Raw genomic sequence first — 14,778 nt, 5'->3', positions numbered from 1 at the left:
TTAATGATATATGCGTTGTTAGGTTGTCTGGTCGTCATCATTGCCGGTTTTTTTCTGGTGCCTCGTGTCATCCGCTTGCGAAAGCAAAAGCGGCGTGAAGAGCTGGCAGCCCAGCCTTTTCCTGAGAACTGGCGTGAGCTGTTGCGTCAGCGCTTCCCCTTGTATAAGCAACTGCCGGTGCAGCTGCAAAGCCGGCTGGAGGGCTTCATCCATATATTCCTGGATGAAAAAGTGTTTCTGGGTCGAGGAGGCATGACCATCAATGATGAGGTCCGTCTGCTGATTTCAGCACAGGCCTGTTTGCTGATTCTTAACAAAGCGACGGATTTTTACCCCGGCTTCCGAACCATCCTGGTTTATCCGGATGTCTATCAGGCGCAAGCGTTGCAAAACCAGCACGGCGTCGTCTCGCAACACCAGCAACTCAGGGCAGGGGAGTCCTGGCATCGGGGACCAGTGGTTGTTGCCTGGAGCTCGGTGGTGGAAGGCGCTGAGGATCCGGAAGACGGTGCGAATGTGGTGTTTCATGAGTTTTCTCACAAGCTGGACGAAGAAGACTCCGTGATGGATGGTACACCGGTGCTTGAAACACGGCAGCAATACAGTGAATGGGTGCGTGCTTTCAGTACAGAGTATGAGCAGTTGGTGGAGCAGGTGGCCCATCATCATGCTCATGATATTGACGCTTACGGCGCTCATTCCCCGGCTGAATTTTTTGCCGTGGTTACTGAAGCCTTTTTCGAACAGCCACAGCAGATGTCTCAGCAGCATCCGGCTTTGTACCAGCAGCTGCGCGATTTCTATGCGCTTGATCCACTTTGCTGGTAACAGGTATTTCTATTTTTCTTGCTTTCCTCGGCAGGCCTTTCTTTCAGAATTAGTTGCTATTGATAGTGATAATGAGAAATAATATCATTATTATTTGCATATAATTTTGTAAGACATGAAGTTACTACCTATCAATATTCGACACCTGATATGCAGGCTTATGGGCTATGCCCTTCTGTCTGGCTGGTTGCTTACGGCAGAGGCTGGTGCGCAGACGCCGGCTGAAATTGATCAGCTAACACATCAATGGCTCGCCACTGAGCGTCAGATTAGCCGCCTGGAGGCGGACTGGCTGGCCCAGCAGCCCATACTGGAGCTTGTTGCAGGCAGAGCGTGATCAGCTACAGGACATCCTCGCCGCCAGCGACGCCAGTCAGGATGATGTGGATGATCGCAGAGAAGCGTTACTGGCACAGCAAGACGAGCTGGAAGCAGAGCAGCAGGAACTGGCTCAGGCCCTGGATGGACTGGTTGCCCGGCTGGGTTCCATTCAGCCGCTGCTGCCTGATCCGGTCCGTGCGGGTTGGGAAAATGAGCAGGCCATGCTGAGTGCTGACCCGGAAACCTCGGAGCAATTACAGGTCGCCCTGGCTCAACTGTCCCGTCTTGCCGATTTCAATACCCGGATCAGTGTACAGGAAGCACCGATGACAGTGCCGGATGGCTCTCAGGTCATGGTTAAACAACTGTACCTGGGTGCAGGAACAGCCTGGTTTGTCAGTGCTGATGGTGCTTATGCCGGATATGGCCAGCCGGGCATTGGCGGTTGGCAGTGGAGTTTTGATGAATCTGTCAGTGCCACAGCGATTGCTGAAGCCATCGCCATTTATGAACGCCAGCAGCAGGCGGCCTTTGTGCGTTTGCCGGTCATATTACAGAGCGCCGGGCAGAACACTACGCAGAAAAATGAACAGAAAAATGGCGCCAGGGACCTCAATACTGCAACTGGCAGTGGGAGTGTTCAGCCATGATTCAATCGCTTTTCCAGTGCATGAAGTCTATCGCGTATTTCGGATTCAGCATGATTATCCTCGGTGCAGTGCTACCTGCTCAGGTATTTTCAGCTGAATCGGATCATCTGCAGCAGAAAATCAGTGATGCTCAGCAGCGACTTTCTGAAACAGAACGTCGCGTTGCAGAGCAGCGTCAGCAATTGGCCAGGGAATTAAATGCGCTGGAGCGTGACGTGCGTCAACTGCAGGATCAAACGGCTGTCGCCCGACGCGCCGCAGACGAAAGGACATTAAGTCTTTCCCAGTTGGAGAACCGCCTGGAAAGCTGGAGAGAGCAACAGGTTTACCAGGCCAACCTGCTGCACCGGTTTATTCAACAATACACCGAAGGCAATGCCAACGTGTCGCGAATACCGGCTGAACAGATAGATGTGGTGATGGATTACAGCCGCCAGATTTCCGGTTTTCTGTTCCCGGACTGGCAACAAGCCGAAATCACCCGTACCAGTGGCCAGATCGCTGAGCTTCCTGTGTTAAGTCTGGGGCCGGTCACCTGGTACTGGGATGATGAAGCTAACCAGGCGGGGCTTGCCAGTTACAGAGATGATGGCCGCTTGCAGGCAGATGTCATGCTCGAAGGCGGTGACAGCGATACCATCGCAAAACTGCGCGCTGCACAGGAGGGCGAAGTCGTGTTTGACCCGACGCTGAGCCGGGCACTGGCGCGGCAACAACAATCGGAAACATTGATAGAGCATCTGCTTAAAGGCGGTCTCTGGGTGGCGCCGATTCTGTTCTTTGCTCTGTTTGCTGTCTGTATTGCGCTGTTGAAAGTTGTTCAGCTCTGGAGTCTGCCGCGCATCAGAAAATTTGCACCTTCAACCCTGGCAGAAGCCGCCAGCGACAAGAACTCTCCCGTACTTGAACAGCTTAAAGGCATGCAAAAGCGTTTGCTGGAAGTCGCTCAATCTGCCAGAACGGCCCGCCAGCGTGATGACCATCTTTTTGTGCAGCTACAGGATGACCGTCATCGTCTGGAGCGATGGATTTCCGCCATCGCGATTACTGCAGCGGTCTCACCGCTTCTGGGCCTGCTGGGGACGGTCAGCGGGATGATTGAGACGTTCAACATGATGACCCTGTTTGGCAGTGGCGATCCTGAAGTGGTATCGGGTGGTATTGCCCAGGCGCTGGTAACGACAGAACTGGGGCTGGTGGTCGCCATTCCGGCATTGATTCTGAACGCTGTGCTGTCGCGCAAAGCCAAAGGGTACTACAACGAACTGGAAAGTTTCGCTATCTCACTGGGCAAGGCTGATGATGAAGACTGAGCGCCGGAGTGCCGACCATGGTTGAGCAAATGACGATGATTGAACAAATGGCCGGTAACTGGCTTTGCTGGGCAATCCTGGTCATGGCGATGGTCTGTTACCAACAACTCTGGCTTGAATACTTTGCTCGTCGTAATCGCGTTGAGGATGAAGCAGCGGCAGTCACGGACGACCTGAAACGGGAGTTTTCCGGCACGTTGATTGGTGTGCTGCCACTGATGGGGCTGCTAGGTACTATTATCGGCCTGCTGGATGTCTTTGCCGGCATATCCGTGGATGGTGCCAGTAGTGAGCTGGTCAATGGTGGCATCGCCGATGCATTGATCACTACGCAGCTTGGCTTGATTTGTGCGATTCCAGGCTGGTTGCTGCAGGCTTTTGTTCGAGCCAGGCAGGGCAGTGCTGATACCCGATTGGTTGAAGCGGTTACTGAAACGGAGCGGGGGTAACTATGTCCAGTCGATTACAGCGACGCCTGGAGCAGCAGCACAACGAAACCATCGATATGTCGCCATTGCTCGATGTGGTGTTTATTCTATTGATTTTTTTCATTGTCACCACCGTTTTTGTCAAGGAAACCGGGGTGGAAGTGGATAAACCCCAGGCAATTTCTGCGCAACGACTTGAGCAGACTGTGGTGCTGATTGCGATAACGGATGCTGGAGAGGTCTATTATGATGGCAGCCAGATTGGTGTCGCAGGTGTAAGAGGTACGGTAGAACAGTTACAGCGAAATGAACCACGACCGGTCGTGGTTCAGGCCGATAAAATGGTACCCACTGAGTTACTGCTGCAGGTTATTGATGAAGCCAAACTTGCGGGTGCCCAAACCGTTAATCTGGCAGCACTGAACCCATAATGATGTTATCCGCCGATACATATCGAAGATTCAGGTTGTCCAGGCATCACTGGACGTCAGTATTGTTCAGTATGGTGATGCTGATGGCCGCATTGAGTCTGCTGTTCCTGGGCTACTGGTTGCCTGACCAGGTTCAGGAAACCATTGAAGTCAGAGAGGTAGCGATTGCCGTGCCGCCACCACCGCCGCCGCCTCCGCCCTCAGTGCAGCAAAATGTTGTGGAAACGCCGGTAAATCTGCAGATACAGGGCAGTGGACCGGTTTTACAGATGGTGGAAGTCGAGCCCAATATTGATATTGCGCCACCCGAGATCCCCGACATTGTCACCGAGGCAACGCAGTGGCAGTCACTGGAAGTCAACTGGGATGCCTTTGATCTTAACCAGTTGGACAGTCCGCCATCGTTGCTGACGGCACTGCGTGTGAATTTCCCACGAAGTCTCAGCCGACAGGGCATTGGAGAAGTACTGGTGAGACTGGATGTTGTTATCGATGAAGAGGGGCGCGCGACCCTGGTAGAGATTGTCGAAAACCCTTATCCGGCATTAAGGGGGGAGATAGAACGTTTGGTGCGTAGCAGCCGGTTCACCGCTCCGCAGAAAGATAATGAGAGTGTTCGTGCCCGTTTTATCTGGCCAGTCGAAATAAAATCATAGAGATGAAATAGTGTATGTGGAAAATGTATTCACTGACAAAAGTTCCTGCCATCACGCGCCGCACATTCAGCCATGTCTGCTCAACATTGATGCTGTGTATGCTTACCAGCATGTCCGGTAACTTGCTGGCGGCAGAGGTGCAATTTGAACTGGCTGAGCCACAATGGCAGTTTCTGTTGGAAAACTATCCATTGCATGAAACGGAAGCCACACTGGACAGCAGCGAAAGTGAGTTCGCCAGTGTCATTCAGCCTTTGCTGTCTGCCGGGGATCATGAAGCTGTTGTTGAAGCGTTTAACAATCGTGATATCAGTGAGGATAGTACAGCTTTAAGGTTATTAAGAGGTCAGGTTTTACTAAATCTTCGCCGTACCGTAGAGGCCGAGAGCGCATTACAGTCGGCGCTGGAATTAATGCCGGACCTGGCCATGGCTCATCGCAGCCTGAGTATGGTTTACCTGGTTAGTGAACAGTATGAAAAGGCGAGATTACATTTAACGCGCAGCATTGAGCTTGGTGTCAAAGATGCGCAGCTTTATGGTCAGTTGGCCTTTGCCAATCTGGAACTGGGCAATGCAGCCAGCGCCATAGCCGGTTATCAGATGGCGACTTTCATGGCGCCTGAAAACAATCAATGGCGTCAGGGGTTACTTTATGCATTGATCAATAGCCATGCCTATGACCAGGCGCAGGGATTGCTGGAGGAAATGATCCAGTCAGACCCTGATAACAAGGACCTCTGGTTGCAGCGCAGTCAGATCGCGCTCAATCAGGAACGGGAAATGCAGGCACTAAGCAGCATGGAACAGGCTATTGCGTTGGGAGAAGTTGCTCCGGCTAACCTCGTCATTGCTTCGCAACTCCATATCCAGATTGGCAGTCCGACCAGAGCCGTCAGTCTGCTCGCTGAAAATATGATCGCACTAATGGAATCTGATCCCGGTAGTGGCGCGGAGACGATTGATCAAATTGGTGCATGGTTGGCAGGGCAGGAGAACTGGGAGGGGCTGGATCGGTTGATGTCATCGCTGTCAGACAGTGATGTGTCTCTGCCAGATCGAATGGCGTCACGGTTTGATGTCTATCGTGCACAGGTTGCGCTTAGTCGGGATGCACTTCAGGATGCGAATGAACAGCTACAGGAGGCATTGATGCGTGACCCCGCCAATGGCGAAGCGCTGCTGACATTGGCCTCAGTGTTGCGGGATCAGGACAGGGCCAATGCAGCATTATCATATTATGTGCGAGCCGAGGCGCTGCCTATGTTCAAGGAAAGAGCAATGATTGGGCGTGCCCAGCTTGAAATTGATCGCCAGAATTACGAAGAGGCATTACGGGTGCTTCGCCAGATTGTGCGCAGCAGCCCCAATCGTGCGGATATCATGGCAAATATTCGCTCGCTGGAAAGTCTTGTCCGTAACCGCAGTTAAGTCCCTACTTGTTGTAACGGGGACGTCCCGGGGTTTCACCGTGAAAATCCCGGTAGGCCTTGGTGAAATTACTGACGTGATTATAGCCAACGAGGTGGGCGGATTCCTTGACGGTCAGTCCTTTGTCATTGATCAACGTAAATGCCCGTTTCATGCGCTCACTTTTAATCGCTTCCCTGATAGAGCAATCGAATTGATCTTTGTAGAGGGAAGCCAGTCTTTTTGGCGACAATAAAAATTGATCTGCCAGCATCTCTGTGCCCAAAGGTTGGTTGAGATTGTTCTTGATGTGGTCGTTAATTTCTTCCAGAAGATTTAATTCCCAGGGCGATGCAGCCACTACGCTTTTGTCGTTTTTCTGCATGGTGGTGTAGCCTTCAAGTACTTCGGCATAGATCGAGAGGGCCAAACTTTCCAGCTTTATTTTATGAATAGGATTGGTGGCCTGTGTGGTAAATGCCTGGGTCAGCAATTTTCTGAAACGGGAGGTAATAGGAATTTTCGCGGAAATGATCCGGGCATCACCGAAACTCTCAAAATGCTTCAATGCACCGGGCAGCCTGGAATCTAGCATTTCATGCAGCGAATCAAGATGACATGATACCCCAATGTGCTTGATGATCTGATTGCCAGGTATCTGAATTTTTGTATGGATATCTTTGATCCGGTGTAACGTGGCATGTTTGCTGTCTACTTTTATCTCACTGCCGTCGGGAGAGAGATAGCTGCAACGTCCAACCACGTGCATGCTGCTACTGAGCGAAGACGAAAAATCATCTTCAGCTATCGTATCAATCACACAATCAGAATCGACACGAAATTCGGATCGATAAAAAACTAAATCATTGCGGAATCGAAATTTTTGCAGCCTTCCCAGGCCACCATTGTCAGGCAACGTGAAACTGTCTGTCTGAAAATCCCATAGGGCGTTGGATTGACTGTAGCCTGTCTTGCCGGTAGTGCTCATATCACGCGTCCTGCTGATATTCCTTTAAATCGGTTTACAAGATAACGGATTGAGCCTTGCCTGTCGATAACACACCAGCATCAAGAATGATGGTTAAATCACAGAAAAGTCAGTGTGTTGGTAAAGCGCATAAATTGGTACTGAAACTATAAATCCCTTTGCTTGAGCTTCTGGTGTCTCCTCCCTAGCATACCGAAGACCAGTGCTTTGAGGGTAGGTGCCATGTCAATTCCAGATAGTTGTTTCGATTCATTAGACAGAAAAAACTCGCGAAAACGACTGCTGGTATATCTGATAAATTGCTCTATTGTTTGTGCACCACTCCTCCATAATACAGCGTCTGCCTTACCCACTGGCGCAGGCATCGTCGCTGGTGATATTGATATCCAATCGTTTGCGAATGAGCAACTGATCAATCAGTACTCTGACTTGGGCATCATCAACTGGGATGATTTTTCGATTTCAGCCGATGAACTGGTCAGAATCCTGCAAAACAGTCCGGACGCCACCCTTCTGAACCGAGTCACCAGTGCGAATCCCAGTGAATTACTCGGTGCGCTACAGGCCACGGGAAAAGTTTACGTGATCAACCCCAACGGCGTGCTGGTTGGGGAAAATGCTGAAATCAATGCAGCAGAATTTATTGCGTCCACCCTGGATGTTTCTGACCAGGATTTTCTCAATGGTGGTGATCTGCAGTTCCTGGGGAGCAGCGAATCGGCTGTGGTGAACCTGGGCAGTATCACGGCGGAAAATGGCGATGCCATTCTGGTTGCCCAGATTGTCGACAACCAGGGTGAGATCACTGCGCCAACCGGCATGGCTGGTTTGGTCGCTGGTCAGGACGTGCTTTTCATGCCAGAAGGCGATCAGCGTATTCGTGTCCAGCGGTCACTTGAGGCAGAACTTGAAACTGGCGTAATCAATAGCGGTCTGGTCGAAGCGGCCCAGGCCGAGCTGAAAGCGGCCGGCGGTGATGTCTATCAACTGGGTATCAACCAGCAGGGCGTGGTTCGCGCCAGTGGTGTTGAAAACGTGGGTGGCCGAGTCCTGTTGACGGCCGAATCCGGCATGATTCAGCACAGCGGTGTTATTTCCGCGGTCAACGCTGACGGCAGTGGTGGTGACGTTCGTATCGGGGGCGATTTTCAGGGCAAGGGCAGTGAACTGCCAACGGCTGATTATGTGAGTGTGTCTGAGTCGGGCAGAATCGATGTCTCAGCTCAGGCTGATAATCAATCCGCCGGTGAAGCGATTGTCTGGTCGGATGTTCAGACCGATTTTGCTGGGCGTGTTGATGGCCAATCCGGTTCCGCCGCTGGCGATGGTGCTTTCGTCGAGGTGTCTGGCAAGAAAGTATTGAATTACACAGGCCTGGCAGATTTGCGCTCAACACAAGGACGTGTGGGCACCCTGTTGCTGGATCCGGAAACTGCCGTGATCAGCGATGCCACCGATGACCAGGGCAACGGTGTGTTTAATACCACCGTGCTGGAAAACAACCTGGCTTCAGCAAATATGATCATTAATGCCTCCACTTATGGCGATAGCAATACAGGGGCTAAAGGCGATATTGAGGTCAATAGTGCACTGGGATGGACATCGGGTAACAGCCTGACCTTGAAAGCGGGTAGCCGTATTCTTGTCAATGCAAATGTCGATGCCGGCACGGGTAGGGTCAATTTGCTGGCAGGTGCCTATGATTTCTCCAACTCGACCAGCATCAATCTGGCCAGTTCGGCCACCATCACTGCGGGCACCCTGCAAACCGGACAAAACCCGGACGCGGCGCCGCCCGGCATAAACCTGGAGCCGATTAACTCTAGGAGAACAGGTGCCGTCAACCTGGCAGGTACGTTGGATGTCGGTACATTGGACATCACCACGCTGGGTGGCGGGATTCAGGGTAATTACGAGGCAGACAATGCGGGTAACCGGATTGGCACACTGACGACCAGCAGCACCAGTGGCACCATTTCAGGTGAAATCGATATCGTTGACGGCTTTGGTGAATTGACCGTGGGCGGCACGATTACCACAGACATACAGGGCCATATTTCGATTGTGACGCCCGGGGATCTGACCTTGTCGTCTGGGACAGGTATCAATGCAGGCTATAATGGCAATATCGTGCTCGCCAGCCAGGACGGCAGTTTTATCAATAATGCGGGCTCCAGCGCGCTGACCGTACAGAATAATGGGCGCTATCTGGTTTACTCTGACACGCCTAACAATACGACAACGGGCGGCCTTGCAGGGGCGCCAGTCTACAATACCCGTCACAGCACCAGTGCACCGTCCACCATCACCGCGACAGGCAACCGTTTTCTGTATGGCATGCCGGCAACAGCCACCATCACGGCGGATGACCTGTCTCGCAGTGCTGGGCTGGCCAACCCCAGTTTTACCTACCAGGTCAGTGGTTTGGTCGGTAGTGATACCGCAGCACAGGCCTTTACCGGTATACCCAGCCTGACCACGACGGCGGATAACAGTTCCGCTGCTGGCACCTATACCATTACTGTCGGTCAGGGCAGTCTGCAGGCAACCGATTACAATTATGGTTTTCAGTTTGTCGACGGCACATTGACGGTGACGGCAGACAAGGTGCTCGTGGTCACGGCCAACAATGCGACACGTGACTTTGGCGATGACAACCCGAGTTTTTCATCTTCCTTCTCAGGGTTTCAGGGCAGTGATGATGAAACGCTGTTTGATGGGTTCAACATCTCTTACGCTACCAGTGCGGTTCCCAGTTCTCCCGTTGGCACTTACAGCATCACGCCGTCAGGTGCATCGTCATTGAACGATTATGACGTAACCTACCAGTCAGGTACTTTGACCATTGATCGACGCATGGTCACGATTCGGGCCGATGATGCTTCGATGACCTATCTGGATACCACGCCATCGTTAACCAGCACTATCAGCGGTCTGGCATCATTTGATGATGAAAGTGTCATTAGCGGCTTACAGGTGGTAGCGGATAACATCACCGGAGCTGGCACATTTGCCATCCGTCCCTCATCAGCCACTGCCAGCAATTACGCCTTCAATTATGTCAATGGCGAGCTGACGGTTAATCCTCGCGATATCACCTTGCGGGTAGGTAATGGCAATATCACCTATGGTGAAGCCACGCCGGATTTTGGTCTGTTTTATAGCAACCTGAATGGCCATAGCAGTAGCGTTGTAGATGCCAGCGACCTGGTGCTGGAAAAGCCGAGTTCACCGACGGCGGCGGGTACTTATACCATATACGCCAGTGGTATCAGTGATTCAAACTTTAATGTGACATACGAGCCTGGCACGTTAACTGTCAATAAGGCAGACTTGATAGTGACGGCCAATGATGCAAACCGTGAGTACGGTGACGAAAACCCGACTTTCAGTGCATCTGTGACCGGCCTGGTTGCGGGTGACACGATTAATACCGCCGTGCCTGGCTTGTCGTTTAGTACGAATGCCAGTCAAAGCAGCAATGCAGGTCAGTACAGTATCATTCCCTCGTCCACTGCCGATTCCGGTAATTACAATATCGACTACAACTACGGTCAGTTAACTGTGACCAAAGCGCCCATTTCGTTTCTGAGCACAGTGCCTGCCAGTCGACAATATGGTGATGACAATCCGGGCTTCACCCTGCAAGCGACTGGCCTTAAAAATGGCGACAGTGTGTATAGTGCATTCAATTTCGCCGCTTCAACGACGGCACAAGTTACGTCTCCAGTGGGGCGTTACGCAGTCAATATCGATTCAGTGAACTCGGTCAATTATTCAATTCCCAGTCACGTTATCACGCAAGGCAGTTTAACGATTGCACCGCGTGACCTGAATGTGGTGGTCGATGATGTGGTGCGAGAGTACGGTGATCCCAATCCCGAATTTACAGCATCAGCATCAGGTGTCGCCTTTTTTGATTCGGTGGATCAGGTGCTGGGCGGATTCAGTTTCCTGGCACCGGAACAATTCGCTAACGCAGGGTCTTATACCGATGCCATTGTGCCGTCAGCGACGAGCAATGCGAATTACAACATCGTCGTTGATGCCGGTGATATGACCATCACACCCGCAACGGTCACGCTGTATGCGGCAAATAGCAGTCGGATATATGGTGACAGTGCTGATCCTGCGATTCAGCTAAATCAGGTCCAAGGGCTCAAGCGAGCCAGCGACATTGGCATTCTGGATGAAACCATTCGCTCTAACGCGACATCATCCAGTGATGTTGGATTCTATTCACTCGAGGCGACACTGGGCACACCCAATTATGAAGTGGTGTCAACAGAAGGCACCTTATATGTCGTACCCGCGCCCATCACTGCCTCGTTGTCACCCACTACGGTGACTTACGGGGATGATCCCTCGGATCAGTACAACTTAACGGTGGACGGTCTGAAAGCGGGAGATTCTGCTAACAGTATCTTTGACATTGGACCGATAACATCCACGAAATTGAATGTGGGTACCTACGACGTGCTGGCGTCGCTGACTTCGCCCAATTATCGCTTGCAAGGCACCGTCGATGGCAGAGGCATGTTGAATGTGACGCCCAGGCTGATTGCCGCTGACTTTGTCGGTGAATTCAGAAAGGAATTCGGTGGCCCCCACCCCAACTATTACGATGGATTCACGCTCAGCAATAGTATCGTCGACCCCATTACCTCAGTTTTTCAGATCAATGGCCTGCCGAGTGTTGAAATGCCTGGCAGGTATCAGCTGTCGGCGGAACTGATTAATCCCAACTATCAACTCGATCCGACGGTGGTTGGTATCCAGGTCGCCAGTTTGACAGTTGGAGACATCATCATTGACGCGATTGATGTTGATGTCGATGTCACGGTGAAAGAAGAAACGGCCGTTGTGCTGGACAACATCGATTTGTACCAGGACATCGAAGAACGACTGGAGCAGCAAAACCAGAACATCGAGGTGATACGGGCCGACCGCTATTACGGTAACGCGGATCGCTGGTTTTCGGATTTCCCGGAGTTAGGGCTTGATCAAATCCGCAGCTATCTGGATTCACTCGGCCCTGCTGAGCGTGAGAACAGTATTATTCTTCAAATGATTGTCGAAGAAAACGGTCTCACGGGCGGGGAAGTGACTGATGCCATGATTCGGGATTTTATGGCAACGCTGGAGATGCCTGAGGAACCAAGTGAGGGAGCCTCTGAGAGTGAGCTGGCCGCATATGCCGAACAACTGGAACGACGAGGCATCGCGATTGGTGGACTGGCTCCGGTACTGGTGGGGTTTAGTGAGGACATGCAAGCACGTGTGTCCAATGGTGAAGCATTAAGTGTCGGTGAACGCAGGCTGTTTGATGCAATAAATCGCAAGTTTACGGAAAACCGTGATGCCATGATCTCTGATATGAGCAGTCGGGCTGCAGCGTGGCAGGCGCAGCAGGAAGAAATAGCACGGAATAACCCAGGGGCCACGTTGAGTAATTTATTGGGTAATGACGTCCCTTATACCAGTTTTATTGATGGGGCTGAAGCTGATTTTATGGCTGAGCGCACGGCAGCATATGCAGCCATGATTGCTGCAGGGACAGCGGGTGTGGTTGGCGGTGCAGTCGCAATTTCATCAGGGTTGGCAGGGTCGGCGGCTGTGGCAGCCTTGATGGGGTCGCTAGTTGGAATGAATCAGGCGGCTTATGGTGCGGCTACATCAGCGATGATAGCTGGTATCAGCTCTGGTTCACTTGCCGGTGTCTTTGTCGGTGTGTCTTTTGGGGTACTCGTCGGCGCTGCTCGAACTGTTCAGGTGGTGCAAAATGCCGAACAGGAGGCTTTTTATAACCAACTTGTTTCCGGGGAAAGCGCTGGATCCCTTAATTTCAGTGAAGTACCACCGCCAGATATGATCACTACGGTCTTTGGTGATCCAATTGATGAAGTGGCGGCATCTCTGGATCGCACGGCCAGTATGATGGCGATCATGGATATGTTGGTGGAGATTTAATGATGAAGTTGTATTCGAAACCAGCCTGTCTGCTGATGTTTTTGACTACTTTCTCTGCGCAACACACGCTTGCCCAGAATCTCAATAACGCCATGCCTGATGAAGTGCCACAACTGTTTGATGATGAGGTTATGCAGTCGACAATGGAGCCTGCTGATGTCACTGCCAGCGAGCTGTCCAATGAAGTGCTGGTGGAAGCGTTTACGGGCATTGTTATCGTGGCGGACCCGTCGTTGATTGAAGAGGCTCCCACTGTATCCTCGTCACAACCTGTACGGGTGAAAGGGGAGACCGTTTTACCGGATGATGAACTCACGGTTATTCGTGAGCTGTTTATCGGTCAACCGATCTCCCGAGCCATGCTCGATCTCCTGGAGCAAGGCGTTACGCAAGCCATGAACCTGGCAGGACATCCATTCTCTTTGGTCTACTTGCCACCCCAGGATATCAGCGAAGGTATGGTACAAGTGGTTGCTCAGCCCTCAGCGCTATCATCACTGGAAATTGAAGGTGCCAACTATTTCTCCGAGCAGGACTATCGGCGCCGATTGCCGCTGGTGGTCGATAATGCCATTGATCAGGCTGCGCTGAGTCGCGGCCTGGACAGAATCAATGCCAACCCTTTCCGGCGCGCCACGCTCTCGGTTGCGCCGGGGGATGAGCCCGCCACCAGTCAGGTGGTTGTGCAGGTACAGGAGATGAATCCCTGGCGGTTTTATGTGGGTGCCAATAATCAGGGGACATCTACCACAGGAGAAGAACGGCTGACTCTCGGTATGAACTGGGGCAATGTGCTGGGTCGTGGCTATCAGGGATCGCTTCAGTTGATGACGGATCCCGCGGTTGAACGTTTTCGAACCATCTCGGGTGACCTGGCGCTGGATCTGTGGAATGCTGATATGCTGACATTCTTTGGCGCATACTCTGAGATCGAGGGAGACGTGCCGGCACCGCTGGACCAGGCAGGCAAGAGCTATCAATTGGGCAGCGTCTGGTCTCATGATCTTGCCAGTACCAGCACAAGCTTCCAGCACAGTGTACAGGCAGGACTGGATTACAAGTACAGTGATAACAACCTGGATTTCCTGTTTCCCGGCGTGATCGTACCCGTTGTTGATAACGCGACAGAAGTGTTTCAAGGCAGCCTGACCTATCAGGCCAGCTATCGTGACGCCTACGGTGACACCCGTGGCCGCCTCAAAGTGACAGCATCACCAGGCGATCTGTTTGGTAAAAATTCCGATGAGGCGTTTGCTAAAACACGTGCTGGTGCAATGTCAGATTATGCCTATGCGACGCTGGATATCACCCGCAATACACCGCTGACAGCCGTGCTGCCAGGCTGGAACTGGCAACTGCGGGGTTCTTACCAGCAGGCCAATGGCAACTTGCTGGGCAGCGAGCAGTTTTCCGGCGGTGGTACGGGCCGGGTACGGGGCTATGAAGAAGGCGAGGTCATCGGTGATGAAGGTTACCTGCTAAGTCAGGAGCTGCAGATGCCCGCTTTCTCCCTGATTGACCGTTTTTCAGGCAGTGAGCAGGGGATGGACCAGTTCCGTCTGTATCTGTTTCAGGATTACGCCTCGGTCTGGAATGTGGACAAGTTACCCGGAGAGTCCACCTATCAGTTGCATAGTGTTGGGCTAGGCTTTCGTTACCAGTGGATGCAGCGTCTGAGTATCAGCCTGGAACAGGGTTGGCAATTGAAGGACAGTGGCAGTTCCGTGTCAGGTGATAACGGCGATTTCCACTTGAGTGTCCAAGTGAATTTCTAGCAGTCAGCA

The 14,778-nt window shown here is 52.1% G+C and carries 11 protein-coding genes; 10 read left to right on the top strand and 1 reads right to left on the bottom strand.

Going from position 1 to position 14,778, the window contains the following annotated elements:
- Nucleotides 1-3: 3 nt before the first annotated feature.
- From PSCS_RS10780 to PSCS_RS10750, 8 genes are all read left to right on the top strand, one after another.
- Entirely contained in the window at nucleotides 4-828 is an 825-nt protein-coding gene (locus PSCS_RS10780) for a M90 family metallopeptidase (protein WP_068812110.1), read from the top strand.
- 115 nt (nucleotides 829-943) lie between these two features.
- Nucleotides 944-1,165 carry a hypothetical protein gene (locus PSCS_RS15910; protein ID WP_157885694.1) on the top strand — a complete coding sequence of 74 codons (222 nt, stop codon included), beginning with the start codon at nucleotides 944-946 and terminating at the stop codon, nucleotides 1,163-1,165.
- Nucleotides 1,149-1,799, top strand: a complete 651-nt coding sequence (locus PSCS_RS10775; protein ID WP_068812109.1) for a DUF3450 family protein — start codon at nucleotides 1,149-1,151, stop codon at nucleotides 1,797-1,799. The genes PSCS_RS15910 and PSCS_RS10775 overlap by 17 nt, the downstream gene beginning before the upstream one ends.
- Nucleotides 1,796-3,112, top strand: a complete 1,317-nt coding sequence (locus PSCS_RS10770; protein ID WP_082866342.1) for a MotA/TolQ/ExbB proton channel family protein — start codon at nucleotides 1,796-1,798, stop codon at nucleotides 3,110-3,112. The genes PSCS_RS10775 and PSCS_RS10770 overlap by 4 nt, the downstream gene beginning before the upstream one ends.
- A gap of 17 nt (nucleotides 3,113-3,129) precedes the next feature.
- Nucleotides 3,130-3,561 (top strand): MotA/TolQ/ExbB proton channel family protein, encoded by a 432-nt coding sequence (locus PSCS_RS10765; RefSeq protein WP_068812108.1) that lies wholly within the window; start codon nucleotides 3,130-3,132, stop codon nucleotides 3,559-3,561.
- A 2-nt stretch (nucleotides 3,562-3,563) separates the two neighbouring features.
- The gene (locus tag PSCS_RS10760) at nucleotides 3,564-3,971 is read left to right on the top strand and encodes an ExbD/TolR family protein (RefSeq protein WP_068812107.1); all 408 of its coding nucleotides are present in this window, start codon (nucleotides 3,564-3,566) and stop codon (nucleotides 3,969-3,971) included.
- Nucleotides 3,972-4,054: 83 nt separating this feature from the next.
- The gene (locus PSCS_RS10755) at nucleotides 4,055-4,627 is read left to right on the top strand and encodes an energy transducer TonB (RefSeq protein ID WP_229694612.1); all 573 of its coding nucleotides are present in this window, start codon (nucleotides 4,055-4,057) and stop codon (nucleotides 4,625-4,627) included.
- 14 nt (nucleotides 4,628-4,641) lie between these two features.
- Complete coding sequence (locus PSCS_RS10750) at nucleotides 4,642-6,057, top strand: tetratricopeptide repeat protein (RefSeq protein WP_082866344.1); 1,416 nt, start codon at nucleotides 4,642-4,644, stop codon at nucleotides 6,055-6,057.
- A 4-nt stretch (nucleotides 6,058-6,061) separates the two neighbouring features.
- Here PSCS_RS10750 and PSCS_RS10745 read toward each other — a convergent pair whose 3' ends face one another.
- Entirely contained in the window at nucleotides 6,062-7,024 is a 963-nt protein-coding gene (locus tag PSCS_RS10745; RefSeq protein ID WP_068812106.1) for a helix-turn-helix domain-containing protein, read from the bottom strand.
- A gap of 222 nt (nucleotides 7,025-7,246) precedes the next feature.
- Between PSCS_RS10745 and PSCS_RS10740 the strand changes: the two genes are divergently transcribed.
- Both PSCS_RS10740 and PSCS_RS10735 read left to right on the top strand, forming a co-directional pair.
- Nucleotides 7,247-12,994 carry an MBG domain-containing protein gene (locus PSCS_RS10740; protein WP_068812105.1) on the top strand — a complete coding sequence of 1,916 codons (5,748 nt, stop codon included), beginning with the start codon at nucleotides 7,247-7,249 and terminating at the stop codon, nucleotides 12,992-12,994.
- Nucleotides 12,994-14,769, top strand: coding sequence for a ShlB/FhaC/HecB family hemolysin secretion/activation protein (locus tag PSCS_RS10735; protein WP_068812104.1), 1,776 nt, complete (start codon nucleotides 12,994-12,996; stop codon nucleotides 14,767-14,769). The genes PSCS_RS10740 and PSCS_RS10735 overlap by 1 nt, the downstream gene beginning before the upstream one ends.
- Nucleotides 14,770-14,778: the final 9 nt, after the last annotated feature.

Source organism: Pseudohongiella nitratireducens (assembly GCF_001642735.1).
GTDB classification, from domain to species: Bacteria; Pseudomonadota; Gammaproteobacteria; order Pseudomonadales; family Pseudohongiellaceae; genus Pseudohongiella; species Pseudohongiella nitratireducens.
Note: the sequence above shows the minus strand (reverse complement) of the source record. Positions and strands in the feature narration are given on the sequence as shown.